Raw genomic sequence first — 24,908 nt, 5'->3', positions numbered from 1 at the left:
AGCGCCCCCGGCGCCCGGTGTCAGCCCGTGGCCAGCACAAACCACCTCGCCGGCAGGTCGATCCGGGTGCCGTCGGGCAGGTTCTCGGTCTGCGGCAGGACCGTGTCGCCGCTGTCCAGGACGGTCAGCCCGGCCGCCGCGAGCAGCCGCGGGACCTCCTCGTCGGTGGCGCTCGCCGGTTTCAGCCCGTGCTCGAAGACCCGGCGCAGCTTCGGGCCCGGTCCGCCCGGTCCCTGCGAGGCGCGTTGCAGGACGTCCTTGGAGGCGGGGGTCAGCTCGGCGACGAAGGCCCGGCCGCGTGCGCCGAGGAGCGTGGCGACGGCGGCGGCGACGGCCGGGCGGGCCTCCGGGTCGCTCTGGTGGATCACCGCCCGCATGTAGACGTTCGTGTCGCCGATGCGCGCGTGCAGGGCGCGCACGGCGTCGGCGTCGGTGAGGTCGAGCGTTTCGTACGCGGCGCTCTCCCCCGGGTCCGCCTTCCGGGCGTGCTCGATCGCCGCCTCCGAGAGGTCCACGCCGAGGGCGCGCGGGAAGAGGGTGGCGAGGTGCCGGGTCTGCGTGCCGTTGCCGCAGCCGAGGTCCACGACGGGCAGGGTGGCGTCGGCGTGCGGGAGGAGCAGCCGGCTGTGCGGTATGGCGCTCAGATCCGGGCCGGAGTCCCAGATGGCCGCGCCGGGCTCGTCCGAGGTGGCCGCCCAGTACCCTTCCCACGCCTCGCGGTATTGCTGTGACACACCCATGCGTACTCCCAAGTCCCGTCGTGCAGGCTCATATTGCTCAGCCAGGGACTACTGCCCAGGGGGGCCCGGGGGCAAGGGTGCGGACGCGACCTCTCTGTCAGCGGCGGCGGTTGGACCGGGGGCGCGGGACGCGGGACAGGGCCAGCTCGAACCAGACGGTCTTGCCGCGCGCGGTGCCGCTGGTGCCCCACTCCCGGGCGAGGCTGCTCACCACCATGAGGCCCCGGCCGCATTCGTCGCCGTCGGTGACAGCGAGGAGCGCGGCGGGGGCCGGTTCGTCGTCGCTGACCTCGCACAGCAGCGCGTCGGTGCGGACCAGGCGGAGTCCGATGTGGTGGGTGCGGCCGTGCTTGACGGCGTTGGTGACCAGCTCGCTGACCATCAGCTCGGCCGCCTCCACGGCGTCGGGCAGCTCCCAGTCGAGGAGTTGGCCGCGCACCAGGCGGCGGGCCCGGGACACCTCGCGGGGGTCCAGGGCGAGCTGCCACTCGGCGACGTCCTCGTCCGCGATGCCGTTGAGCCGGGCCATCAGCAGGGCGACGTCGTCCTTGCGACCGCCGCCGGTGTTCAGGGCGCGGATGATGGTGTCGCAGGCGTCGTCCATCGACGCGGCGGGGTGGGCGGCGGAGGCGCAGAGCGCGGCGAGCCCGGCCCCGATGTCCTGGCCGCGCACCTCGACCAGCCCGTCCGTGCACAGGACGAGGCGGTCCCCGGGGCGCACCCGCACGGTGGCGGTTTCGAAAGCGACCCCGCCGACGCCGATGGGCGCCCCGGTCGGCAGGTCGAGCAGTTCGGCCCGGCCGTCCTCGGCGCGGACGAGCACGGGCGGGATGTGACCGGCGTTGGCGATCTGGAGCTCGCCCGCGATCGGGTCGTAGACCGCGTACAGGCAGGTCGCGAGGTACTGCTCGCCGAGACGCTGGGCGAGGTCGTCCAGATTGCGCAGGAGCTGGGCGGGCGGCATCTCCATGGTGGCCATGGTCAGCACCGCGGTCCGCAACTGGCCCATCATCGCGGCCGAGTTGAGCCCGTGACCCATGACATCGCCGACGACCAGGGCGGTGCGCGAGCCGGGGAGCTTCACCGAGTCGAACCAGTCGCCGCCGATCCGGCCGAGCCGGGTGCCCGGCAGATAGCGGGTCGCGATGTCGCAACCGGCCATGCGGGGCTCGACGTTGGGCAGCATGCTGTCCTGGAGCGTCTCGGCGACGTTCTCCTGGTACGTGTACATGCGGGCGTTGTCCAGGACGAGCCCGGCCCGCGCGGCGAGTTCGGCGCCGGTGGTGCGGTCCATGTCGTCGAAGGGCTCGCGGCCGGGGCGACGCATCAGGACCATGAAGCCGAGGACCACGTCGCGGGCCTTGAGCGGCACGATGAGCAGCGAGCGGTGGGTGATCAGGGGGCGCAGGTCCCGCTTCTCGAACTCGCCGGAGATCCGGTTGCTCAGCTCCTCGCTCACATGGGGCACGATGACCGGCTCGCCGGTGACCATGCACTGGAAGAACGGGGTGTGTTCGGGGAAGGCGATGGCCTCGCCGACGGGCACGGTGTCGTCCCAGCGGCCCGGTTCGTCGTTGTGCTCGACCCAGACGCGGTGCCAGATGGTGGTGACGTCGGGCGGTCCGTCGGGGAAGCCCTCACCGGCGAGGACGGCGGCGCGCAGATGCGTACCGGCGAAGTCGCTGAAGCGGGGGACGGCGGCGCTGGTGACCTCGCGGATGGTGCGTTCCAGGTCGAGCGAGGTGCCGATGCGGCCGCTCACCTCGTTGAGGAATTCCAGCCGTTCGCGGACCGCCGCGTATTCGAGGTCCAACTCGGGCCGGGGGACGGTGCGTTGCGGGACCACCCGCTCGTCCGCGCCGTACCGCTCCTCGCGCACCGGCAGCCCTCCGGCGCGCTTGGGCACGCCCCAGTCCGGGGTGACGGGGATGCGCTCGTGGTGGCTGAACTCCAGGACCGGGTAGCCCAGTTCGAGCACCTGGGCGACGATGCCGGTCGCTTCCTGGACGCTCATGTTCGGCAGGATCTCCGGCAGCCGCGCGGACAGCTCGGCGTGGCCGGGGAAGTCGGTGTGCAGGGCGAAGCCGGGGGCGACCGTACGGGCCGGGCCGTCCTCGCCGTCCTCCACGTCACGCAACTGCGCGCAGTCGGCGGCGAGCACGAGGAGCCGGGCCGGTCCGGGTCCGGCGAGCGGGTAGGCCCACCACAGCACGTCGATCCGGCCGTGCCCGGGCTCGTCCAGCCGGGCCCGGCCGGAGGCGGGGTACGGGAAGTCCCCGCTGAGCGAGCTGTCGAGCGCCGGGCCCTCGTCGGCGTACATGCCCTGAGAGCCGCCCAACACCCCCGAGACCGGCAGGATTTCACCGGCGGGGAGCCCGACCGCCGCCTCGCGGGCGATGCCGAAGAGCCTTCTCGCGCCGGACGACCAGTGCGAGACCAGCCCCTCAGCGTCGACCACGGCCACGGCGAGCGGCAGGCGGCCCGCTGTGCCGTCGGCCGTCAGTGGTGTCCTCTGCGGCGGCACACCGAGGTCCATGAGGGGAAGGCTCCTTCCTCACCGCGGCATTCCGCGGCGCGTGACTCCACGGTACGGGGATGCGACCGGCGTCCGCGGGTCATCGGCGGAATCCCCCGCAGGGGTGGTGCGCCCCGCGCGCTTCGGGGGCGCACCGAAAGGCTCCGGGGATGTTCAGTCCTCGTGCCCCAGCTGGAGGTCGCGCTCGGTGCGCCCGCCGCCCGCGACCTGGAGGACCGTGGCGACGGGCGGGTATCCGGCCGCGATCACGGTGTACTCGCCGGTGGACAGGTCCACGAAGCGGAACGCGCCGTCCGGGCCGGTGGTCACGGTGTCCACCACGTTGCCCGCCGCGTCCAGGAGCGTGACCCGGGCGTCCTCGACGGGCCGCCCGGCGGTGGCCCGGACGATCCCGCGCAGCACGGCGCCCCCGGCCAGTTCGATGTCCTGCCGGGTCTCCCGGGCCGCCTGCACGCTGACGGGGAGCGCGGCGGGCCGGAAGGCCGGGGCGGAGGCCGCGAGGGTGTACTCGCCCGCGACCAGTTCGCCGATCACGTAGCCGCCCTCGCGGCCGCTGCGCGTGGAGGCGACGACCTCGCCGCGGACGTCGGTGAGCGTGACGGCCGCGTCGCGCACGGGCGCCCCGTCGGCCGTGACGACGGTGCCGGCGAGCCGGCCGGCGCCGCCGAGCACCACGTCCAGCTCGACCGGGCGTTCGCCGACGGTGACGCTGACGGCCTGCGGCTGGTGGCCCCCGGCGGCGGCGATCAGGACGTACGAACCGGCGCCCGGCACGCTGAGCGCGTACCGCCCCTCCTCACCGCTGGCGCCCCGGCCGACCTGCTGGCCCTGGACGTCGATGAGGGTGAGGGCGGCGCGCGGCACCTTCGTACCGTCGGAGTGCTGGACGCTGCCGGAGACCGGGACGCCGGAGAGGTAGCCGGCGGACGGGGCGGCGGCGTCGGTGCGGGCGGAGGGGATCGGGGTGTACTCGGTGGTGGCTTCGGGGCCTGCGGTGGTTTCGGGGCTGTGGGACACCAGCGGTTTCTCCTTGAGGAAGAAGGCGAAGAACAGGCCGAGCACGAGGACCGGCACGAGGTAGAGGAAGATCCGGGGCATCGCGTCGGCGTACGCCTGGATGTAGGCGTCCCGCAGCGCGGGCTCCATCGCGTGGACCAGCTGCGGGCTGATCGACTCCGGGTCGGGGAGGTCCGCCCCGGAGGGCAGCCGGACGGCGAGCGCGTCGGCGAGCCGTCCGGCGAACAGGGTGCCGAAGACGGCGGCGCCGACGCTGCCGCCGATCTGCCGGAAGTAGTTGTTGGCACTGGTGGCGGTGCCCAGGTCGGCGGGGCGCACGGAGTTCTGCACGGCGAGGACCAGGACCGGCATGATCAGCCCGATCCCGACGCCGAGGACCGCCTGCGCGATGCTGTACTCGAAGCGCGGGGTGTCGGTCTCCAGCCGGGACAGCAGATACATGCCCACCGCCGAGATCGCGCTGCCCGCGATCGGGTAGACGCGGTAGCGCCCGGTGCGGGAGATGAGCTGGCCCGAGATCACGGAGGCGCCGACGACGCCGCCCATCATGGGGAGCATCAGCAGGCCGGACTCGGTGGCGGTGGCTCCGTCGACCATCTGGAGGAAGCTCGGCAGATAGCTGGCCGCGCCGAACAGCGCCACGCCGACGACCGCTCCGACCAGGGCCGTCACGTTGAAGATCGAGTCGCGGAACAGCCGGAGCGGGATGATCGGTTCGGCGGCGCGGCGCTCCACGAGGACGAACAGCAGAGTCGTTCCGGCAGCTCCGGCGCCCAGCCCCAGGATGGCGCCCGAGCCCCAGGCGTACTCCGTGCCGCCCCAGCTGGTCAGCAGCACCAGGCAGGTGGAGGCCGCGGCGAGGAGCGCGGCGCCGAGGATGTCGAGCCGGGGGCGGACGGTGGGCCGGGGGAGCTTGAGGACGACGGTGATCACGGCGAGGGTGATCAGGCCGAAGGGCACGTTGATGTAGAAGCACCAGCGCCAGGAGGCGTGGTCCGTGAAGAAGCCGCCGAGCAGCGGACCGGCCACCGAGGCGAGGCCGAAGGCGGCGCCGATGAGGCCCATGAACCGGCCGCGCTCGCGGGGCGGGACCACGTCCGCGATGATCGCCTGCACGCCGATCATCAGCCCGCCGCCGCCGATCCCCTGGATCGCCCGGAAGGCGATGAGCTGGTCCATGGTGCGCGACCAGCCGGCCAGCGCGGAGCCGACGACGAAGACGACGATGGCGAACTGGAAGACGCCCTTGCGGCCGAAGAGGTCGCCCAGCTTCCCGTAGAGCGGCAGTCCGATCGTGGAGGCGAGCAGATAGGCGGTGACCGCCCAGGACATCTTCTCCAGGCCGTGCAGCTCGCCGACGATCTTCGGGAGCGCGGTGGCCACGATCATCTGGTCGAGCGCCGCGAGCAGGAGCGTGAGCATCAGCCCGACGAAGACCAGCCGGATGCGGCGGGGGTCCGTCGCCATGCCGTCGGATGTGCCACCGGGGGCGGTCTCCGTCGCGGCGGGCGGCGGCGGAGGCGGGGCGGGCGCGGGCGCCACCTCGGCGTCCCCGGGGCCGCCGGGCTCGTCCTCCAACAGTGTGATGCCACCCACCACGTGCCGCTCCCCTCGTCGCGCTGCCGCACATTTCTCGCATCGCGCGACAAGTGAGGGCAAACGCGACGGGGGGCGCCGGCGGCGCACTCAGGGGGCGTATCCCCCGGTAGGAGGCACTACGGCGCACAACCGCACCGCCGCAAAGACCACCCGAACCGGTGAGGCCGGGCGGTGACGACGGGGGGTCAGTTCTCGACCTCGGCGGCGAGGTTGGCCAGCAGCTCGTCGTAGATGCGGGCGAGGCCCTTGGGCGCGAAGGTCTTCTCGAAGAAGCCGCCGATGCCCCCGGCGCCGTTCCACACGGTCGCGACGACGGCCTTGGACCTGCCCTCGCCGGCCGGGGTGACGGTCCAGGTGGTGACCATCGAGGAGTTCCGGTCCTTCTCCACGAGCTGGCCGTCGGTCGGCTCGGTGACCTCCAGGAGGCAGTCACGGACCCGCTTGCTGGTGGCCTGGAGCTTCCAGTGGACGAGGGTGCCCTCGCCGTCGCCGCCCTCGCGCACCTCGTACTCGCTGTAGTGGGCGGGGAGCACCTTGCCGCGGACGTCCTTGTAGTCGGCCAGCGCGTCGAACACCGCCTCCGCGTCCGCCGCGATGATCCGCTCCGTCGTGGCTTCGACCTGCGCCATGCCTGCTCCTCCAGCACTCGGTTCTTCGGGGTGTGCTGAGCCAATCACCTCGTGTGTCGGGCTCAAAATCCGGGCCGGGACGAAGGGGAAAAAACGATCATGGGAACACGTGTTCTATTCTCGGTCCAGAACTACCGAGGAGGCGTCCATGCGCTGGGACAATCTGGCTGAAGACAACGCCAACCACCCCACGAGCGGTACGGGTGCGCTCTTCGCCGCCGACGCGGTGACCACTCGCACCTTCGACACTCCGGAATTCCGGGGCATCACCTTCCACGAGATCCGGGCCCGTTCGATCGTGAACCGGGTGCCCGGCGCCTCCCGGATGCCGTTCGAATGGACCGTGAATCCGTACCGGGGCTGCACACACGCCTGCGTCTACTGCTTCGCCCGCAAGACCCACAGCTATCTCGACCTCGACACCGGACTCGGCTTCGACTCGCAGATCGTCGTCAAGGTCAACGCGCCGGAGCTGGTCCGCCGCGAGATCGCCTCGCCGCGCTGGCACGGGGCGCACATCGCGATGGGCACCAACGTCGACTGCTACCAGCGGGCGGAGGGCCGCTACCGGCTGATGCCCGGCATCCTGACCGCCCTGCGCGACCACGCGAACCCGTTCTCGATCCTGACGAAGGGCACGCTGATCCTGCGCGACCTGGAGCTGCTGCGGCAGGCCGCCGAGGTCACCGAGGTCGGCGTCTCGGTCTCGGTGGGCTTCACCGACCCCGAGCTGTGGCGGACCGTGGAGCCCGGCACGCCCTCGCCGGAGCGCCGCCTCGACGTCGTACGGAGGCTGAGCGAGGCGGGCATCGGCTGCGGGGTGCTGATGGCGCCGGTCATCCCGCACCTCGGCGACAGCCCCGAGCAGCTACGGGCCACCGTCCGCGCGATCGCCGCCGCCGGCGCGACGTCGGTGACCCCGCTCGTCCTGCATCTGCGCCCCGGCGCCCGGGAGTGGTTCATGGAGTGGCTGGGCCACCACCACCCGCATCTCGTACGGCGTTACGAGCGGCTGTACGCGGACGGCGCCTACGCGCCGACCTGGTACCAGCGGCGCATCACCCGGTACGTGCACGAGCTGGCGGCCGAATACGGCATCGGCCCCGCCCACCGGGGGACGGCGCGCAAGCTCCCCCGGCGCGAGCCGCATCCGCCGCTCGACGCCTCGGAGCCCACCCAGCTCACCCTGCTCTGAGGGGGCGGCGCCCCGCACGGGCGCGCAAACGGGTCATCTCTCACGACAACGGGTCCTTCCGGCTCCGATTGCGGGGAACATGCGGCGGGGGCTGCCTACCGCGCAGCCGTGTTCCCCCATCCCGGGAGGCCATATGACGAACCGTTCAGTACTGCTGTGCGCCCTCGGGGCGACGGTCGCCGGTCTGGTGACCGCCGCCCCGGCCACGGCGGACACCGCGACACCGCGTGCACCGCTCGCCTGGAAGGACTGCGGAACGAAGTCCTCCCCGACGCTCCAGTGCGCGACGGTGCGCTCCCCGCTCGACCACGACGACCCGGCGGGGCGCCAGGTCACCCTGGCCCTGACGCGCGTGCCGCACACCTCGAAGACCTTCCAGGGACCGCTGCTGGTGAACCCGGGCGGGCCCGGCGGCAGCGGCCTGTCGATGGCCCCGTTCGTCGCTTCCTCACTGCCGAAGGCGGTCGCCTCGCAGTACGACGTGATCGGTTTCGACCCGCGCGGCGTCGGAAAGAGCCGCCCGGCCCTGGACTGCCTGCCCGGGTACTTCGACCCGGTCAGGCCCGACCCCGTACCGCAGTCCCTCGGCGGCGAGCGGGTCAACCGCAACCGCGCCCGGGACTTCGCGGCGGCCTGCGGCGCGAAGTACCCGGACCTGCTCCCGTACATGGACACGGTGAGCGCGGCCAAGGACCTGGACGTGATCCGCCGCGCGACCGGGGCGCGGCAGCTGAACTACTTCGGCTACTCCTACGGCACCTACCTCGGCACGGTGTACGCGAAGCTCTTCCCGGACCGCGTCCGGCGGCTGGTCCTCGACTCGAACGTGGACCCCGAGGGCGTCTGGTACGAGGACAACCTCACCCAGGACTACGCGTTCGACACCCGGCACAAGGCGTTCGCCGCCTGGGTCGCGAAGTACGACGCCACGTACCACCTGGGCGGTGACCCGGCGAAGGTCGAGGCCGCCTGGTACCGGATGCGGGACGCGGTGAAGAAGCGCCCGGCGGGCAAGAAGGTCGGCGCGGGCGAACTGGACGACACCTTCCTGCCCGGCGGCTACTACAACGGCTACTGGCCGGTGCTGGCCGAGGCGTTCGCCGCGTACGTCAACGACAAGGACGAGAAGCCGCTTATCGCGGCGTTCGAACGGTTCGGCGCGGTGGACGCGGACGGCGACAACGGCTACTCCGTCTACACGGCCGTCCAGTGCCGCGACGCCGACTGGCCGCGCGACTGGAACACCTGGCGCAACGACACCTGGCGGGTGCACGCGAAGGCCCCGTTCATGGCCTGGGGCAACACCTGGTACAACGCCCCGTGCGCCGACTGGCCGGTGGAACCCCTGAACCCGGTCCGGGTCTCGAACCACGCCCTGCCCCCGGTCCTGCTCTTCCAGGCGACGGACGACGCGGCCACCCCGTACGAGGGCGGAGTCACCCTGCACCGCAAGCTGCGCGGCTCCCGCCTGGTCGTCGAACAGGGCGGCGGCAACCACGGCGTCACCCTGAGCGGCAACGCCTGCCTGGACCGCTACCTGACGGACTACCTGGCGAAGGGCAAGGTCCCCCGCGCCGGCCGCGGCGAGGCGGACGCGGTCTGCGCGAAGACCCCCGACCCGAAACCGGACCCCGCCAAGTCGGCCCGCCCGGCGCTACGCCCGGACACGGGCAGCACGCTGCACGGGCTGCTGGGGTTCCGGGGCTGACCCGGGCTTCAAGGGGCGCACGCGGGACGACCGCGTGCGCCCCTTCGCTCATTCGCCCGGCAACCGGCCCAGCGCCTCCCGCGCCGCCCCCGCCAGCCGCGGCCGGGGCAGCGCGGCCTCCAGGACCGGGCGGGCGGCGGGGTCTCCCAGGGAGCCCAGGCCCTCGACGCAGGCGAGGGCGACGCGCCAGTGCGGTTCGTCCGGGCCGAGCAGCCGGGACAGGGTGGTGACCAGTGCCGGGGCGGATTCCGGGGCCCGGAGGGCGGTGAGCAGGCGGACCGGGTGGAGGGCGTAGGCCGTGCGCAGGGGGTTGGTGGCGAGGGCGGCGGCGGCGCGGGGGGTGCGGGGGTCGGCGAGGCGGGTCAGGGCGTGGGCGGCGCTGACGCAGCGGTCGGGGTCGCGGTGGTTGAGGAGGAGCACCAGGGGTTCGAAGGCGCGCCGGTCGCCTGCGCAGCCCAGACGGAAGGCGGCGATCTCGCGGGCCCACAGCGGGCGTTCGTGCTCGACCAGCACCCGGGCCAGCTCCTCCTCGTCCTCGGTGGCGAGCAGGGCGCGGCAGGCCGCCGACTCCCCCGCCTCTTCGGCCAGCCGGTGCGCCAGGGAACGGAACTCCTCGTCGTCCATGACCGTCAGCGTATCGGCGGACACGGTGCGTATCGACGGGGTCCTGAAATGTGGCACGGGCCACAACTGGCCAGGGCTGGCGCGCTCGTTACTCGCTGGTTAAGCTCAGTTGAGCGGGATCCCCTCCCGTCGCTCCGATGGCCTGGTGACGCAGCCCCGGAGTGTTGTCGGTTCGGCAGCTGTACGAGACGTGGCCCCGGGACAGGGTCCGTCGCTCCTTTCCGGTCCCGGGCGTGGATCACGCCCGGTGCTCGAACACCACGACAGGCACCTCCCGCACGCCGTGCGCCGCGCGCGCCCCGTGCGTCCCCTCAGTCGTCACTCATCCCTGGAGTCCCGTGATGGACATCCCTCTCTCCACCATTGCCGTCGTCGGCCTCGGCACGATGGGCGCCGGAATCGCCGAGGTCCTGGCCCGCTCCGGCCGCGAGGTCATCGGTATCGACACCGACGAGGCCGCCGCCCGCCGGGCCGTCGCCTCGCTGGAGGCGTCCACCGCCCGCGCCGTGGAGCGCGGGCGGATCACCGAGGAGGAGCGGCGCGACGCGCTCGCCCGCTTCCGTACGTTCTCCGACCTCCAGGCTGCCGCCGACGCGGAGCTGGTCATCGAGGTCGTGCCGGAGTCGTACGAGATCAAGCAGCAGGTCTTCCGGGAGCTCGACGCGGTCGTCTCCCCCACCACGATCCTCGCGACCGGCACCAACGCCCTGTCGGTGACCCGTCTCGCGGCCGAGTCGCAGCGCCCCGAGCGGGTGCTCGGCCTGCACTTCTTCAACCCGGCGCCGGCGATGAAGCTGGTCGAGGTGGTCTCCTCGGTACTGACGGCCCCGCCCGCCGTCGAGGCGGTCACCGAGCTGGCGCGCCTGCTGGGCAAGGAGCCGGTGGCCATCGGCGACCGGCCGGGGTTCGTCGCGGACGGCCTGCTGTTCGGCTATCTCAACCAGGCCGCCGCGATGTACGAGGCGAACTACGCCACCCGCGAGGACATCGACGCCGCGATGAAGCTGGGCTGCGGTCTGCCGATGGGTCCGCTGGCCCTGCTGGACCTGATCGGCATCGACACGGCCCGTACGGTCCTGGAGGCGATGTACTCCACCTCGCACGACCGGCTGCACGCCCCCGCGCCCATCCTGGGCCAGCTCGCCTCCGCCGGGCTGACCGGCCGCAAGGCGGGCCGCGGCTTCTACACCTACGCCGAGCCGGGCAGCCAGACCGTGGTGCCGGACGCGCTGACGCCCGCGCCGCGCGGCGCGGAGGCCGCCGGGCGGACCGTGCGGTCGGTGGGCGTCGCGGGCTCGGGGACGATGGCCTCGGGGATCGCCGAGGTCTTCGCCAAGGCCGGTTACGACGTGGTGCTCGCCGCGCGCGGCCAGGAGAAGGCGGACCTCGCCAAGGCCCGGATCGCCAAGTCGCTGGGCCGGTCGGTCACCAAGGGGCGGCTGAGCGAGCAGGCCCGGGACGAGACGCTGGCCAGAATCACCGCGGCGGCCTCGCTGGACGCGTTCGCCGAGGTGGACCTGGCCGTGGAGGCGGTCGCCGAGGACCTGCTGGTCAAGCAGGAGCTGTTCGCCACGCTGGACAAGGTGTGCCGGCCGGGTGCGGTGCTGGCCACGACGACCTCCTCGCTGCCGGTCGTCGCGATCGCCCGGGCCACCGGGCGGCCCGAGGACGTCGTCGGGATGCACTTCTTCAACCCGGCGCCCGCGATGAAGCTGGTCGAGGTCGTGCGTACGGTGCTCACCGCCGACGACGTGCACGCCACGGTCCACGAGGTGTGCCACACGGTCCGCAAGCACCCGGTGGACTGCGGGGACCGGGCGGGCTTCATCGTGAACGCGCTGCTGTTCCCGTACCTCAACAACGCCATCAAGATGGTCGAGGAGCACTACGCGTCCCTCGATGATATCGACGCCGCGATGAAGCTGGGGGGCGGCTACCCGATGGGCCCGTTCGAGCTCCTCGACGTGGTCGGGCTCGATGTCTCGCTGGCCATCGAGAAGGTCCTCCACAACGAGTTCCGCGACCCGGGCCTGGCGCCCGCCCCGCTTCTGGAGCACCTGGTGGCCGCGGGCTGCCTCGGCCGCAAGACGGGGCGCGGATTCCGCGAATATGCCCGGCGCTGACGCGGGAGCCGGCTGGGGCGGGCTGCTCGGGCCTCCGGGCGGCCCGCCCCCGCAGGCGCGCTCTCCCGCCCCCATGCAGTACGTTCACACCATGTCCCAGCCCGCCAGGTCCACCCGTGTGTCCGCCGCGCCCGACGTCCCGGAAAGTGCCGCAGGCACCCGAGCCGCCGCCCAGCGGCTCAAAATGCGCCGCGAGCTGGCCGCCGCGGCGATGGAACTCTTCGCGACGAAGGGGTACGAAGCGACCACGGTCGATGAGATCGCGGGCGCGGCGGGTGTGGCCCGGCGGACCTTCTTCCGCCACTTCCGTTCCAAGGAAGAGGCCATCTTCCCGGACCACGACGACACCCTCGTACGGGCCGAGGCCGTCCTCAACGCGGCCCCCGCGCACGAGCACCCGCTCGACACGGTGTGCCGGGGCATCAAGGAAGTCATGCGGATGTACGCGGCCAAGCCCGCGGTCTCCGTGGCCCGTTACAAGCTGACCCGCGAGGTGCCGACCCTGCGCCAGGCGGAGATCGCCTCGGTGGCCCGCTACGAGCGGCTGTTCACGCGCTATCTGCTGGGCCACTTCGACGAGCGCGACCAGCACCCCGGCAACGACGACCCGTTGCTGGCCGAGGTCGCCGCGTCCGCTGTCGTCACCGCGCACAACCATGTGCTGCGCCGCTGGCTGCGGGCGGACGGGCAGGGCGATGTGGAGGCGCAGCTCGACCAGGCCTTCGCCATCGTGCGGGACACCTTCGGTACGGGCATCGGCGCGGGCCGCACGGCGGGCGCCGAGCCCGCGCAGCCGCCGGCCGCGTCGGTGGAGACGCAGGGCGAGGTGCTGGTCGCCGTGGCGCGTACGGACGCCCCCCTGGACGAGGTCATGCGGACCATTCAGCAGGCCCTCAAGGAGCGCTGAGCCGCCCCGGAAACCCTGTTGCCGGGGTGGGCCCCCGGTGCTGGGGTGTGCGCATGAACGATCATGTGACATCCGAGCGCGCCCGCCTCCTCGCCGTCTTCGACCGGGTGATGCGCGAACAGGCCCTCCCCGAAGGCCCCCGCGGCCGCGTCGAACGCGTGGGTGACGTCGTCCGGCAGGTGGGCGCCGCGCACGACTGGAACGGGGTGGTGTGGTCCGCGCCGGACCTGGACGCCGCCCGGGCCGACGCGGCGATCGCGGAGCAGGTGGCGCACAGCGCGCTGCTGGGCTGCGACGAGTTCGAGTGGAAGCTGTACGGGCACGACCGCCCCGCCGACCTGGGCGCGCGGCTGCTGGCGGCCGGTTTCGAGGCCGAGGAGCGGGAGACCCTGCTCGTGGCGCGGGTGGCGGAGCTCGCCACGGAGGTGCGGCTGCCGGAGGGCGTCCGGCTGGAAGAGGTGCGGGACGAGGCGGGCGCGGAGCTGATGGCGCGCGCCAATGAGCGGGCGTTCGGCCGGGACGGGTCCTGGCTGCGCCGGCTGGTCGTGGACCGGCTGCGGGAGGCCCCGGAGCATTTCGTGGCCCTCGTGGCCATGGCGGGCGACGAGCCGGTCAGCTCGGCCCGGATGGAGCTGTACCCGGGCACGGGGTTCGCGGGGCTGTGGGGCGGCGGCACGGACCCCGCCTGGCGCGGGCGGGGCGTCTACCGGGCGCTGGTGGCCCTCCGGGCGGGCGTGGCGGCGGAGCGGGGCTACGACTACCTCCAGGTCGACGCCACCGAGGACAGCCGCCCGATCCTGGAGCGCCTGGGCTTCACGGCACTGACCACCACGACCCCGTACATCTACCGCCCCACGCGCGCCTGACCGGCGAAACCGGGGCGAACCAACCCGTACCGCCGCCCGTGTTGCTCATGCGTGGCGACCGGCTGACAATTGAGGGAAATTACTGGCACCGAGTGCCTTGTCAGCTGTCACGCAGTGCCATACGTTGAAGGCATCCGGGCGGCCGGCGTGCTGGGATCTCACGTACGCCGGCTGTCCCCGCAAACCACCGCGTTTGCGCGCCCGGGCGCCTGCGTCACCAGGCAACCCTTCTGCTCCACCGAGCAAGCAGTCGAGCACCACCCCGCCGAACCGACGGCACACCTCCAGACCCGTTCCCCTGTTCTCAGGGCCCCTCAGCGTTCCCTCAACGCCGCACCGCCGGAGGCACCCCGTGAAGGAAATCCTGGACGCGATCCAGTCGCAGACCGAGGCGAAGGGCGGCTCCGACGCGCCCACCGCCGCCGACTTCGCGGCGCTGCCCGTGCCCGAGTCGTACCGCGCGGTCACCGTCCACAAGGACGAGGCCGAGATGTTCGCGGGCGTCGACAGCCGCGACAAGGACCCGCGCAAGTCGCTCCACGTGGAGGACGTGCCGGTGCCGGAGCTCGGCCCGGGCGAGGCCCTGGTCGCGGTCATGGCCAGCTCGGTGAACTACAACTCCGTCTGGACCTCGATCTTCGAGCCGGTCTCCACCTTCGGCTTCCTGGAGCGGTACGGGCGGGTCAGCGAGCTCACCAAGCGCCACGACCTGCCGTACCACGTCATCGGATCCGACCTGGCGGGCGTCGTCCTGCGCACCGGCCCGGGCGTCAACGCCTGGAAGCCCGGTGACGAGGTCGTCGCGCACTGCCTCTCGGTCGAGCTGGAGTCCTCGGACGGCCACAACGACACGATGCTCGACCCGGAGCAGCGCATCTGGGGCTTCGAGACCAACTTCGGCGGGCTCGCCGAGATCGCGCTCGTCAAGTCGAACCAGCTGATGCCGAAGCCCGATCACCTCAGCTGGGAGGAGGCCGCGGCTCCCGGCCTCGTCAACTCGACCGCGTACCGCCAGCTCGTCTCGCGCAACGGCGCCGGCATGAAGCAGGGCGACAACGTCCTGATCTGGGGCGCCAGCGGCGGACTCGGCTCCTACGCCACGCAGTTCGCGCTGGCCGGCGGCGCCAACCCGATCTGTGTCGTCTCCAGCGAGCAGAAGGCGGAGATCTGCCGGAAGATGGGCGCCGAGGCGATCATCGACCGCAACGCCGAGGGCTACAAGTTCTGGCAGGACGAGCAGAACCAGGACCCGCGCGAGTGGAAGCGGTTCGGCAAGCGCATCCGTGAGCTGACCGGCGGCGAGGACGTGGACATCGTCTTCGAGCACCCCGGCCGCGAGACCTTCGGCGCGAGCGTCTACGTGACCCGCAAGGGCGGCACCATCGTCACCTGCGCCTCGACCTCGGGCTACAACCACGAGTACGACAACCGCTACCTGTGGATGTCGCTCAAGCGCATCATCGGCTCCCACTTCGCCAACTACCGCGAGGCGTGGGAGGCGAACCGGCTGATCGCCAAGGGCAAGATCCACCCGACGCTCTCCAAGGTCTACTCGCTGGAGGAGACCGGCCAGGCCGCCCACGACGTGCACCGCAACGCCCATCAGGGCAAGGTCGGCGTCCTGGCGCTGGCTCCGCGCGAGGGCATGGGCGTGCGCGACCAGGAGATGCGCGAGAAGCACCTGGACGCCATCAACCGCTTCCGGAACGTCTGAGGTCCGGCCATGACCGAACGTCAGAAGGACCGCCCCTGGCTCATGCGGACGTACGCGGGCCACTCCACGGCCGAGGCGTCCAACGAGCTCTACCGGCGCAACCTCGCCAAGGGCCAGACGGGTCTGTCGGTCGCTTTCGACCTGCCGACCCAGACGGGGTACGACCCCGACCACGTCCTGGCGCGCGGCGAGGTCGGCCGGGTCGGTGTGCCCGTCTCGCACCTCGGTGACATGCGACGGCTGTTCCAGGACATCCCCCTGGAGCAGATGAACACCTCCATGACGATCAACGCCACGGCCATGTGGCTGCTGGCGCTCTACCAGGTCGTCGCGGAGGAGCAGGGCGCCGACCCGGGCAGGCTCCAGGGCACCACGCAGAACGACATCGTCAAGGAGTACCTGTCGCGCGGAACGCACGTCTTCCCGCCCGGGCCCTCGCTGCGGCTGACCACCGACATGATCACGTACACGGTCAACCGCATCCCCAAGTGGAACCCGATCAACATCTGCAGCTACCACCTCCAGGAGGCGGGGGCGACCCCGGTCCAGGAGATCGCGTACGCGATGTCGACGGCCATCGCCGTCCTCGACGCCGTACGCGATTCCGGGCAGGTGCCCGAGGAGAAGTTCGGGGCCGTCGTCGCGCGGATCTCGTTCTTCGTGAACGCGGGCGTCCGCTTCATCGAGGAGATGTGCAAGATGCGCGCCTTCGGCCGCATCTGGGACCGGGTCACCCGCGAGCGCTACGGCATCACCGACGCCAAGCAGCGCCGGTTCCGCTACGGCGTCCAGGTCAACTCCCTCGGCCTGACCGAGGCGCAGCCGGAGAACAACGTCCAGCGCATCGTGCTCGAGATGCTGGCCGTGACCCTCTCCAAGGACGCCCGGGCCCGCGCGGTCCAGCTGCCCGCCTGGAACGAGGCGCTGGGTCTCCCCCGGCCCTGGGACCAGCAGTGGTCGCTGCGCATCCAGCAGGTCCTGGCGCACGAGAGCGACCTGCTGGAGTACGAGGACATCTTCGCCGGTTCGCATGTCATCGAGGCCAAGGTGGACGAGTTGGTCGCCGACTCGCTGGCCGAGATGGACCGGATCGAGCAGATGGGCGGCGCCATGGCGGCCGTCGAGTCCGGCTACCTCAAGTCCGAGCTGGTCTCCTCGCACGCTGAGCGGCGGGCCCGGATCGAGGCCGGTGACGAGAAGATCATCGGCGTCAACGTCTACGAGACGACCGAGCCCAACCCGCTCACCGCCGACCTCGACGGGGCGATCATGACGGTCGACCCGGCGAACGAGGCGCGGGTCGTGGCCGCGCTCCACGAGTGGCGGGACAACCGGGACGAGCCCCGGGCCACGGAGGCGCTGGCCGCGCTGAAGAAGGCCGCCGCCGGTACCGAGAACCTGATGGAGGCGACCGTCGAGTGCGCCCGTGCGGGGGTGACCACCGGCGAGTGGTCCTGGGCGCTGCGCGATGTGTTCGGCGAGTTCCGGGCGCCGACCGGGGTGTCGTCCGCCCCGGTCGCGGTCACCGCCGAGGAGGGCTCGCCGCTCGCCCTCGTACGCGAGAAGACCGCGCGGACCGCCGAGGACCTGGGCGTCGGGCGGCTGCGGCTGCTGGTCGGCAAGCCCGGCCTGGACGGGCACTCCAACGGCGCCGAGCAGATCGCGGTGCGGGCCAGGGACGCCGGCTTCGAGGTCGTCTACCAGGGCATCCGCCTGACGCCCGAACAGATCGTCTCGGCGGCCGTCGCCGAGGACGTGCACTGCGTCGGCCTGTCCATCCTGTCCGGCTCGCACGCCGAGCTGGTGCCGGACGTGCTGGTCCGGCTGCGCCGCACCGGGGCCGGCGACATCCCGGTCATCGCCGGCGGCATCATTCCCCCGGCCGACGCCGAGGCCCTGATCAGGGCGGGTGTCGCCGCCGTGTTCACCCCGAAGGACTTCGGCATCACGGAGATCATCGGCCGTATCGTCGACGAGATCCGGAAAGCGAACAAGCTCGACCCTCTGGAGGTCCCCGCATGACCACGCCCGTGAACCGTCTGCGCCCGCGCCGCTCGTGTCTGGCCGTGCCCGGCTCGAACCCGCGGTTCCTGGAGAAGGCCCAGGGCCTCCCGGCCGACCAGGTGTTCCTGGACCTGGAGGACGCCTGCGCGCCGCTCGCCAAGGAGGGCGCCCGCCACCACATCGTGGACGCCCTGAACAACGGCGACTGGACGGGCAAGACCCGGGTGGTCCGGGTCAACGACTGGACGACGCACTGGACGTACCGCGACGTCATCACGGTGGTCGAGGGCGCGGGGCCGAACCTCGACTGCATCATGCTGCCGAAGGTGCAGGACGCCCAGCAGGTCGTGGCGCTGGACCTGCTGCTGACGCAGATCGAGAAGACGATGGGCTTCGAGGTCGGGCGGATCGGCATCGAGGCGCAGATCGAGAACGCCAAGGGCCTCGTCAACATCGACGAGATCGGTGCCGCCTCGCCCCGTCTGGAGACGCTGATCTTCGGCCCGGCCGACTTCATGGCGTCGATCAACATGAAGACCCTGGTCGTCGGCCAGCAGCCGCCCGGCTACCCGGCGGACGCCTACCACTACATCCTGATGCGCATCCTGATGGCCGCCCGGACGCACGACCTCCAGGCGATCGACGGCCCGTTCCTCCAGATCCGCGACGTGGACGCCTACCGCGAGGTCGCGGGCCGCGCGGCGGCGCTCGGCTTCGACGGCAAGTGGGTGCTGCACCCCGGTCAGGTCGACGCGGCCAACGAGGTGTTCTCGCCCTCGCAGGAGGACTACGACCACGCCGAGCTGATCCTGGACGCCTACGACTGGTGCACCTCCGAGGAGGGCGGCAAGAAGGGCTCGGCGATGCTCGGGGACGAGATGATCGACGAGGCCAGCCGCAAGATGGCCCTGGTCATCGCGGGCAAGGGCCGGGCGGCCGGCATGCAGCGCACCTCCAAGTTCGAAGCCCCGGAGGCCTGATATGCAGTTCGGACGCACTTACGAGGAATTCGAGGTCGGTGCGGTCTACAAGCACTGGCCCGGAAAGACCGTCACCGAATACGACGACCACCTCTTCTGCCTGCTGACCATGAATCATCACCCGCTGCACATGGACAGCAACTATGCGGAGAGCACGACCGATTTCGGCAAGAACGTCGTCGTGGGCAACTACATCTACTCGCTGTTGCTCGGCATGTCGGTGCCGGACGTCTCCGGAAAGGCCATCGCCAACCTGGAGATCGAGTCGCTGAAGCACGTGGCGCCGACCTTCCACGGCGACACGATCTACGGCGAGACGACGGTCCTGGACAAGACGCCGTCGCGCTCCAAGAGCGACCGCGGAATCGTCTACGTGGAGACCAAGGGCTACAAGCAGGACGGCACGCTCGTCTGCGTGTTCCGCCGCAAGGTCATGGTCCCCACCGAGACGTACATCAAGGAGCGGGGCGGGGAGCAGCCCGGCCGCCCGGAGCTCAGCCAGCCCTCGCAGAAGAACGTGGAGAAGCAGTCATGACGCGACTCGCCCAGACGGCCGGGCTCACCGAGGTCCAGCGGGAGATCCTTTCGACGGTCAGGGACTTTGTCGACAAGGAGATCATTCCGGTCGCCACGCAGCTGGAGCACCGCGACGAGTACCCCACCGAGATCGTCGAGGGGCTGAAGGAGCTCGGCCTGTTCGGCCTGATGATCCCCGAGGAGTACGGCGGTCTGGGCGAGTCACTGCTCACCTACGCACTGTGCGTGGAGGAGATCGCCCGGGGCTGGATGAGCGTGTCGGGCATCATCAACACGCACTTCATCGTGGCGTACATGCTCAAGCAGCACGGCACCCAGGAGCAGAAGGACACCTTCCTGCCGCGCATGGCGCTGGGCGAGGTGCGGGGCGCGTTCTCGATGTCGGAGCCGGCGCTCGGCTCGGACGTCTCGGCGATCAGCTCGAAGGGCGTCAGGGACGGCGAGGAGTACGTCCTGAACGGCCAGAAGATGTGGCTGACGAACGGCGGTACGTCCTCACTCGTCGCCGTTCTGTGCCGGAGTGACGAAGGACACCCCGAGGGCACCGCGCCGCACAAGTCGATGACGACGTTCCTGGTGGAGAAGGAACCGGGATTCGGAGAGGTCCGGCCCGGGCTCACGATCCCCGGCAAGATCGACAAGATGGGTTACAAGGGGGTCGATACCACCGAGCTCATCATGGACGGACTGCGAATTCCGGCCAATCGCGTCCTGGGGGGTGTCACCGGCCGAGGGTTTTACCAAATGATGGACGGAGTCGAGGTCGGCCGGGTCAATGTGGCGGCCCGTGGCTGCGGTGTCGCACAGCGTGCGTTCGAACTGGGCGTTTCCTACGCACAGCAGCGCCAGACCTTCGGAAAGCCGATCGCGCAGCACCAGGCGATCCAGTTCAAGCTGGCCGAAATGGCCACCAAGGTCGAGGCCGCCCATGCGATGATGGTAAACGCAGCACGCAAAAAGGACTCCGGGGAGCGAAACGACCTGGAGGCAGGGATGGCGAAGTACCTCGCCTCCGAGTACTGCAAGGAAGTCGTCGAGGACGCCTTCCGTATCCATGGCGGCTACGGCTTCTCCAAGGAGTACGAGATCGAGCGCCTCTACCGCGAGGCACCGATGCTGCTGATCGGTGAAGGTACCGCCGAGATCCAGAAAATGATCATCGGGCGCCGGCTCCTCGAGGAGTACCGTTTCCAGGGTTGATCGCCCCTTTCGTGGTGATTTTGCCGCGAAGAAGATCACACCCTGTCATCCTCAACCGGTGCCTTCCAGACGTCCGACTCGGCTGCTGGCTTGCCCAGTTGCGGTCAGCAACCGATAACATCGCCGGTAAAAGCCGCCGTCCCCCGTTGCCAGCGCGGCTCAATCCGCTACGAAGGTCATCCATGCCCGACAGCCATACCTCTGCCTCACGCGGCCGGGTCCGCATCGCACGCGGAGCTTCGCCGTGGCTCCTGCCGACCGTCGCCACCGCCGCCCTCAGCCTGACCCGCGCCCGCCGGTCCGGGCGCTGGGCGGCCGTGGCCGTGCCCACCACCGCGCTCGCGGCGGGCATGCTCTGGTTCTTCCGGGACCCGGAGCGCGAGATCACCCGGGGGCGCGTCATCTCACCGGCCGACGGCGTGGTGCAGAGCATCATGCCGTGGAAGGACGGGCGTACCCGCGTCGCGATCTTCATGAGCCCGCTGAACGTCCACGTGAACCGCGCGCCGCTCGCCGGCACGGTGACGTCGGTGGAGCACGTGCCCGGTGGCTTCGTCCCCGCGTTCAACAAGGAGAGCGAGAACAACGAGCGCGTTGTCTGGCACTTCGACACCGAGCTGGGTGACATCGAGATGGTGCAGATCGCCGGAGCCGTGGCCCGGCGCATCGTGCCCTACATCCCGCAGGGCACGAAGGTGGAGCAGGGTGAGCGTATCGGGCTGATCCGCTTCGGCTCCCGCGTCGACATCTACCTCCCGGAAGGTGTGGACGTCGCGGTCGAGGTCGGCCAGGCCACCACCGCGGGGGTGACTCGCATTGACCGTGATTGATCCCGACACACAGGCCGGCTGGGTCCCGGAGGCCGAGGCGGAGGACGACGCCGACGACATGCCGCTCTCGCTGCGGCTGTCGATAGCGGACACCCTCACCCTCGGTAACGCCACCTGCGGGTTCATGGCGGTGTACTTCACCACCACGGGCATCCTGATCCCGCACCTCACGGGCAGCGACGAGAGCGGCATGGCGCGGCACTCCGCGGCCACCGCCGTGATCCTCATGCTCATGGCGGCGATCTTCGACCTGTTCGACGGGCTCGTGGCCCGCAAGCTGCGTTCCTCGCCGATGGGCGCCGAGCTGGACAACCTCTCGGACCTCATCAGCTTCGGGCTCGCCCCGGCGTACTTCGTCCTCGTGTACGGCATGGTCGCGGACGACGCACACCAGCGGGTCTCGGCGCTCGCGGCGATCGTGGTGCTCCTTGCCGTGGTGCTCAGACTCGCGCGGTTCTCGTGCGTGACGCTGAAGGACGGCATGTTCCAGGGCATGCCGAGCCCCTTCGGAGCGCTCACGGTCATCTCGATCGTGCTCCTCGAGCTGCCCTTCGTCCCGACGCTCCTCGCGATCATCGGGGTGGCGTGGCTGATGGTCAGCCGGGTCGAGTACCCGAAGCCGCGGGGCGTCCTCGCGGTGGCGATGCTCGGCTGGATCGTGGCCGCGATGGGGCTGCTGGCGGCCTGGGCGCTGGACGCCCCCGGCGGTCAGCTGCTCCTCCAGACCGGCTGTGCGCTCCAGGTGGTCCTGGGTGCGGTGATCCCGCTCTTCGCGACCGCCCGCCGGGTGAACACCTTCCGCGACAACCGCCGCGAGGCACGCGCGGCGCAGCTGCCGTAGCGGCTGGTACGAACGACACGAGGGCCCGGATGCCGCAAGGCATCCGGGCCCTTCTGCGTGGTCCCTCAGGCGGTACGGGGCGCGGCGGTGGAGCCGCGTACCTCCAGGCGGGTCGAGAGTTCCAGGCGCAGCGTGTCGACCTGTTCCCCGTCGATGATCCGGAGCAGCGTGGTCGCCGCCATGGAGGCCATGTCCAGCAGGGGCTGGCGCACGGTCGTCAGGGCGGGGTGGGTCCAGCGCGCCACGGGCAGGTCGTCGAAGCCGACCACGCTCATGTCCGCCGGGATCTCCAGGCCCCGGGCGCGCAGCACCTCGAAGGCCCCCAGCGCCTGGAGGTCGCTGGCGGCGAAGACCGCGGTGGGCGGCTCCTCACCGCGTTCGGCGGCCCCGTCGAGCAGCCGGGCCATCTCCTGCCGGCCCGAGCGGTCGTTGAACTCGCCGTGCGAGACCCAGCCGTCCGGTACGGGCAGCTCGGCGCGTTCCATGGCCGCCCGGAAGCCGTCCGCGCGGGCCCGGCTGCACAGCAGCTGGCGGGGTCCGGCGAGGTGCGCGATCCGGGTGTGGCCGAGCTCGATCAGGTGCTCGGTGGCGCTGACGGCGCCCGCCCAGTTGGTGGCGCCGACGGTGGGGACCAGCGCGTCGACGTTGCCCACGGGGTCGACCAGGACGAACGGGATGTCCATCGCGGTGAGCCGTCTGCGCTGCTGCGAGGTGAGGTCGGAGACGACGAGGATCGCCCCGCTGCTGCGGCGCGCGGCGAGCTGGTCCAGCCACTCCCGGGTGTCGGCGCTGCGGCCGTGGACCGCGGAGAGCACCATGCTGGCGCCCGCCTCGGCCAGGACCTCGTCCACGCCCCGGATGATCTCGACGGACCAGAGGCTGTCGAGCTCGTTGAGGACCAGGTCGACCACGCTGCCCCGGCGGCGGGCGGGGCGCCGTTCGTATCCGAGGTCGTCCATGACGGACTCGACGCGCTCCTTGGTCTCCGCGGAGACGTCGGAGCGGTCGTTGAGCACCTTGGAGACCGTGGAGACGGAGACACCGGCCACCGAGGCGATCGTGTTCAGGGTGACCTTGCCCGGGGTGCCGGTGGTCTCCGTCGTCATCCTTGCCATCCGTTTCTGCGTGGGGTCATCGTGCTGCCGCTCCGGGAAGGGTATCGGCCCGGTATTCGGTCCAGTCGAAGTCGGCGGGTGCCCCCGCGCCCGTGAGGTCCTGGGCGCACAGGCCGATGAACGCGCCGGTGAAGCCCCAGGTGCGGAAGTGGCCGGTGTCCGGGTCGCCCTGGGTGGCGTTCTCGTCGGAGAGCGGGCTGGTGTCCAGCTCGGGCCCGGCCGGCTGCCAGGCGTCCTGCCCCGCGGGGCGTACGGAGAACCGGGCGCGCTCCCCCCGTACGGCGAGGCGCAGCTCCAGGGGCCCGGCGCCGACGGGCAGGGGCGCGCAGGGTTCGCGGTACGCCCCGTGGTCGCAGACGCCCAGGCGCAGGACGCGGCCCAGCTCCTCGTCCCAGGTGAGGTGGAGGTAGTGCCAGAGCGTCGAGTTGTAGTAGTGGACGAGCCCCGACATCTGGAGCGGTGAGCCGGGCTCGGCGCTCATCGCGGTGGTGAAGGTGAGGCCGGGGTCCTGCTGGCGGCGGGCGACCAGGGACTGGTGGTGGGTGGAGCCGAGCGACTGGGCGCCGCGCAGCCGGAGGTGGCCCGGGCGCTCGGTGAGGCTCAGCCAGTCCGGGGCGGGGTGGCGGCGCAGGGTGGACCAGACGGGGCCGAGGTCCGGTGCGTCGAAGTCGTCGCGGGCGGGCGGGCCCGGGACGGGTGCCGGGGGCAGGGCGGGGCCGGGCACGGTGGTGCGGGGCGCGGCGGGGTCCTCGCCGGGGGCGGCGGCGAGCCGGGGCCAGCCGTCGGGCGTCCACTCGATGCGCTGGATCGCGGTCTCCCGGCCCATGACGCAGGCGCCGCGCGGGGTGAGCGGGCGGGCGACAAGGTGGGCGAGGTACCACTCCCCGGCGGGGGTGGCGACCAGGCTGCCGTGGCCCGCCTTCTGGAGCGGGTGGTCCGCGTGTCCGGCGGAGGTGAGCAGGGGCCCGGCCGGGTCGGTCTCGTACGGGCCTTCGGGGCGGTGGGAGCGGGCGACGGTCACGGCGTGGTTCCAGCCGGTGCCGCCCTCGGCGGTGACCAGGTAGTACCGGCCGTCGCGGTGGTAGAGGTGGGGACCCTCGGTGTGGGCGAGACCGGTGCCGGTGAAGATGCGGTGGACCGGGCCGGTGACGCGGCGGGCGGCGCGGTCCCATTCCTGGAGCAGGATCCCGCCGAAGGGGTGGCGGCCGGGGCGGTGGTCCCACTCCATCCACAGGGCCCAGCTGCGTCCGTCGCCGCCGGGGCCGTCGTCGTGGAAGAGCGAGGGGTCGAAGCCGTGCGAGGGGAACGGCACCGGGTCGGACCAGGGCCCCTGCGGGGTGGGTGCGGTGATGACCTGGTTGCGGACGTCCTTGAACGCGCCGGAGAGGTTGGTGACGTCGCTGTAGACGAGGTGGAACTCCCCGTCGGTGTACGAGAGGCAGGGCGCCCAGACTCCGCCGGAGTCGGGTCTGCCGGTCAGTTCGACCAGCCGGTCCTGGTCCAGCATCCCGCCCAGGGACCGCCAGTGCACGAGGTCGCGGGAGTGGTGGAGGGTGACTCCGGGGAGCCACTCGAAGGTGGAGGTGGCGAGGTAGTAGTCGGTGCCGACCCGCAGGATCGAGGGGTCGGGGTGGAATCCGGGCAGCACGGGGTTGTTGATGGCCCCGGCGCTGTCGCCGGTGGGGCCGGGTGCGCTGACGCTCGGCGCGGCGGTCATGTGTCTCCTGAGACGTGGATACGGAG

The 24,908-nt window shown here is 71.5% G+C and carries 19 protein-coding genes; 12 read left to right on the top strand and 7 right to left on the bottom strand.

Annotated elements, in window-relative coordinates; all coding sequences use genetic code 11:
• Nucleotides 1–20: 20 nt before the first annotated feature.
• The 4 genes from AMK18_RS03670 to AMK18_RS03655 all read right to left on the bottom strand — a co-directional run bounded on the left by AMK18_RS03670 (nt 21) and on the right by AMK18_RS03655 (nt 6,521).
• Entirely contained in the window at nt 21–740 is a 720-nt protein-coding gene (locus tag AMK18_RS03670) for a class I SAM-dependent methyltransferase (RefSeq protein ID WP_018100338.1), read from the bottom strand.
• A 97-nt stretch (nt 741–837) separates the two neighbouring features.
• The gene (locus tag AMK18_RS03665) at nt 838–3,276 is read right to left on the bottom strand and encodes an ATP-binding SpoIIE family protein phosphatase (protein WP_073861609.1); all 2,439 of its coding nucleotides are present in this window, start codon (nt 3,274–3,276) and stop codon (nt 838–840) included.
• Nucleotides 3,277–3,429: 153 nt separating this feature from the next.
• Nucleotides 3,430–5,892 carry an MFS transporter gene (locus tag AMK18_RS03660; RefSeq protein WP_073861608.1) on the bottom strand — a complete coding sequence of 821 codons (2,463 nt, stop codon included), beginning with the start codon at nt 5,890–5,892 and terminating at the stop codon, nt 3,430–3,432.
• Nucleotides 5,893–6,077: 185 nt separating this feature from the next.
• Nucleotides 6,078–6,521, bottom strand: coding sequence for an SRPBCC family protein (locus AMK18_RS03655; protein WP_073861607.1), 444 nt, complete (start codon nt 6,519–6,521; stop codon nt 6,078–6,080).
• A 148-nt stretch (nt 6,522–6,669) separates the two neighbouring features.
• On the opposite strand from AMK18_RS03655, the gene AMK18_RS03650 reads away from it, so the two are divergent.
• Both AMK18_RS03650 and AMK18_RS03645 read left to right on the top strand, forming a co-directional pair.
• Nucleotides 6,670–7,716, top strand: a complete 1,047-nt coding sequence (locus AMK18_RS03650; protein WP_018100342.1) for an Rv2578c family radical SAM protein — start codon at nt 6,670–6,672, stop codon at nt 7,714–7,716.
• A 133-nt stretch (nt 7,717–7,849) separates the two neighbouring features.
• Nucleotides 7,850–9,424, top strand: coding sequence for an alpha/beta hydrolase (locus AMK18_RS03645; RefSeq protein ID WP_073861606.1), 1,575 nt, complete (start codon nt 7,850–7,852; stop codon nt 9,422–9,424).
• A gap of 48 nt (nt 9,425–9,472) precedes the next feature.
• On the opposite strand, the gene AMK18_RS03640 is transcribed toward AMK18_RS03645, so the two are convergent.
• Nucleotides 9,473–10,048, bottom strand: a complete 576-nt coding sequence (locus tag AMK18_RS03640; RefSeq protein WP_073862289.1) for a HEAT repeat domain-containing protein — start codon at nt 10,046–10,048, stop codon at nt 9,473–9,475.
• Between the two features lie 341 nt (nt 10,049–10,389).
• Here AMK18_RS03640 and AMK18_RS03635 point away from each other — a divergent pair, with 341 nt between their 5' ends.
• The 10 genes from AMK18_RS03635 (at nt 10,390) to pssA (ending at nt 22,050) form a co-directional block, all read left to right on the top strand.
• On the top strand, nt 10,390–12,171 hold the full coding sequence (locus AMK18_RS03635) for a 3-hydroxyacyl-CoA dehydrogenase family protein (RefSeq protein WP_018100345.1): 1,782 nt from the start codon (nt 10,390–10,392) through the stop codon (nt 12,169–12,171).
• A 91-nt stretch (nt 12,172–12,262) separates the two neighbouring features.
• Nucleotides 12,263–13,078, top strand: a complete 816-nt coding sequence (locus tag AMK18_RS03630) for a TetR family transcriptional regulator (protein ID WP_026171159.1) — start codon at nt 12,263–12,265, stop codon at nt 13,076–13,078.
• Nucleotides 13,079–13,131: 53 nt separating this feature from the next.
• Nucleotides 13,132–13,944: a GNAT family N-acetyltransferase gene (locus AMK18_RS03625; RefSeq protein WP_073862288.1), complete on the top strand. Its 813-nt coding sequence runs from the start codon at nt 13,132–13,134 to the stop codon at nt 13,942–13,944.
• Between the two features lie 352 nt (nt 13,945–14,296).
• Entirely contained in the window at nt 14,297–15,658 is a 1,362-nt protein-coding gene (gene ccrA / locus AMK18_RS03620) for a crotonyl-CoA carboxylase/reductase (RefSeq protein ID WP_018100348.1), read from the top strand.
• Between the two features lie 9 nt (nt 15,659–15,667).
• The gene (locus AMK18_RS03615) at nt 15,668–17,680 is read left to right on the top strand and encodes a protein meaA (protein WP_073861605.1); all 2,013 of its coding nucleotides are present in this window, start codon (nt 15,668–15,670) and stop codon (nt 17,678–17,680) included.
• Nucleotides 17,677–18,642 (top strand): HpcH/HpaI aldolase/citrate lyase family protein, encoded by a 966-nt coding sequence (locus tag AMK18_RS03610; RefSeq protein ID WP_018100350.1) that lies wholly within the window; start codon nt 17,677–17,679, stop codon nt 18,640–18,642. Before AMK18_RS03615 ends, AMK18_RS03610 begins: the two co-directional genes overlap by 4 nt.
• Before the next feature lies 1 nt (nt 18,643).
• Entirely contained in the window at nt 18,644–19,177 is a 534-nt protein-coding gene (locus tag AMK18_RS03605; RefSeq protein ID WP_018100351.1) for a MaoC family dehydratase, read from the top strand.
• Nucleotides 19,174–20,379, top strand: coding sequence for an acyl-CoA dehydrogenase family protein (locus AMK18_RS03600; RefSeq protein WP_018100352.1), 1,206 nt, complete (start codon nt 19,174–19,176; stop codon nt 20,377–20,379). The genes AMK18_RS03605 and AMK18_RS03600 overlap by 4 nt, the downstream gene beginning before the upstream one ends.
• 182 nt (nt 20,380–20,561) lie before the next feature.
• A complete protein-coding gene (locus tag AMK18_RS03595; RefSeq protein WP_018100353.1) occupies nt 20,562–21,209 on the top strand; it encodes a phosphatidylserine decarboxylase in 648 nt (215 codons plus the stop codon).
• The gene (gene pssA, locus AMK18_RS03590; protein ID WP_018100354.1) at nt 21,196–22,050 is read left to right on the top strand and encodes a CDP-diacylglycerol--serine O-phosphatidyltransferase; all 855 of its coding nucleotides are present in this window, start codon (nt 21,196–21,198) and stop codon (nt 22,048–22,050) included. Before AMK18_RS03595 ends, pssA begins: the two co-directional genes overlap by 14 nt.
• A 65-nt stretch (nt 22,051–22,115) precedes the next feature.
• Here pssA and AMK18_RS03585 read toward each other — a convergent pair whose 3' ends face one another.
• Together AMK18_RS03585 and AMK18_RS03580 are read right to left on the bottom strand one after the other, a co-directional pair.
• Complete coding sequence (locus tag AMK18_RS03585; protein ID WP_018100355.1) at nt 22,116–23,156, bottom strand: LacI family DNA-binding transcriptional regulator; 1,041 nt, start codon at nt 23,154–23,156, stop codon at nt 22,116–22,118.
• 25 nt (nt 23,157–23,181) lie between these two features.
• Entirely contained in the window at nt 23,182–24,882 is a 1,701-nt protein-coding gene (locus AMK18_RS03580; protein ID WP_073861604.1) for a glycoside hydrolase family 43 protein, read from the bottom strand.
• Nucleotides 24,883–24,908 lie beyond the last annotated feature (26 nt).

This window comes from Streptomyces sp. CB01249 (assembly GCF_001905735.1).
Taxonomy (GTDB): domain Bacteria; phylum Actinomycetota; class Actinomycetes; order Streptomycetales; family Streptomycetaceae; genus Streptomyces.
This window is presented reverse-complemented; position numbering and strand designations above follow the sequence as displayed.

Bases quoted from the DNA above. Each gene is read 5' to 3' on its own strand.
- AMK18_RS03670 (WP_018100338.1), bottom strand. From the start codon at position 740: ATGGGTGTGTCACAGCAATACCGCGAGGCGTGGGAAGGGTACTGGGCG.
- AMK18_RS03665 (WP_073861609.1), bottom strand. From the start codon at position 3,276: ATGGACCTCGGTGTGCCGCCGCAGAGGACACCACTGACGGCCGACGGC.
- AMK18_RS03655 (WP_073861607.1), bottom strand. From the start codon at position 6,521: ATGGCGCAGGTCGAAGCCACGACGGAGCGGATCATCGCGGCGGACGCG.
- AMK18_RS03650 (WP_018100342.1), top strand. From the start codon at position 6,670: ATGCGCTGGGACAATCTGGCTGAAGACAACGCCAACCACCCCACGAGC.
- AMK18_RS03645 (WP_073861606.1), top strand. From the start codon at position 7,850: ATGACGAACCGTTCAGTACTGCTGTGCGCCCTCGGGGCGACGGTCGCC.
- AMK18_RS03640 (WP_073862289.1), bottom strand. From the start codon at position 10,048: ATGGACGACGAGGAGTTCCGTTCCCTGGCGCACCGGCTGGCCGAAGAG.
- AMK18_RS03635 (WP_018100345.1), top strand. From the start codon at position 10,390: ATGGACATCCCTCTCTCCACCATTGCCGTCGTCGGCCTCGGCACGATG.
- AMK18_RS03630 (WP_026171159.1), top strand. From the start codon at position 12,263: ATGTCCCAGCCCGCCAGGTCCACCCGTGTGTCCGCCGCGCCCGACGTC.
- AMK18_RS03625 (WP_073862288.1), top strand. From the start codon at position 13,132: ATGAACGATCATGTGACATCCGAGCGCGCCCGCCTCCTCGCCGTCTTC.
- AMK18_RS03615 (WP_073861605.1), top strand. From the start codon at position 15,668: ATGACCGAACGTCAGAAGGACCGCCCCTGGCTCATGCGGACGTACGCG.
- AMK18_RS03610 (WP_018100350.1), top strand. From the start codon at position 17,677: ATGACCACGCCCGTGAACCGTCTGCGCCCGCGCCGCTCGTGTCTGGCC.
- AMK18_RS03605 (WP_018100351.1), top strand. From the start codon at position 18,644: ATGCAGTTCGGACGCACTTACGAGGAATTCGAGGTCGGTGCGGTCTAC.
- AMK18_RS03600 (WP_018100352.1), top strand. From the start codon at position 19,174: ATGACGCGACTCGCCCAGACGGCCGGGCTCACCGAGGTCCAGCGGGAG.
- AMK18_RS03595 (WP_018100353.1), top strand. From the start codon at position 20,562: ATGCCCGACAGCCATACCTCTGCCTCACGCGGCCGGGTCCGCATCGCA.
- AMK18_RS03585 (WP_018100355.1), bottom strand. From the start codon at position 23,156: ATGACGACGGAGACCACCGGCACCCCGGGCAAGGTCACCCTGAACACG.
- AMK18_RS03580 (WP_073861604.1), bottom strand. From the start codon at position 24,882: ATGACCGCCGCGCCGAGCGTCAGCGCACCCGGCCCCACCGGCGACAGC.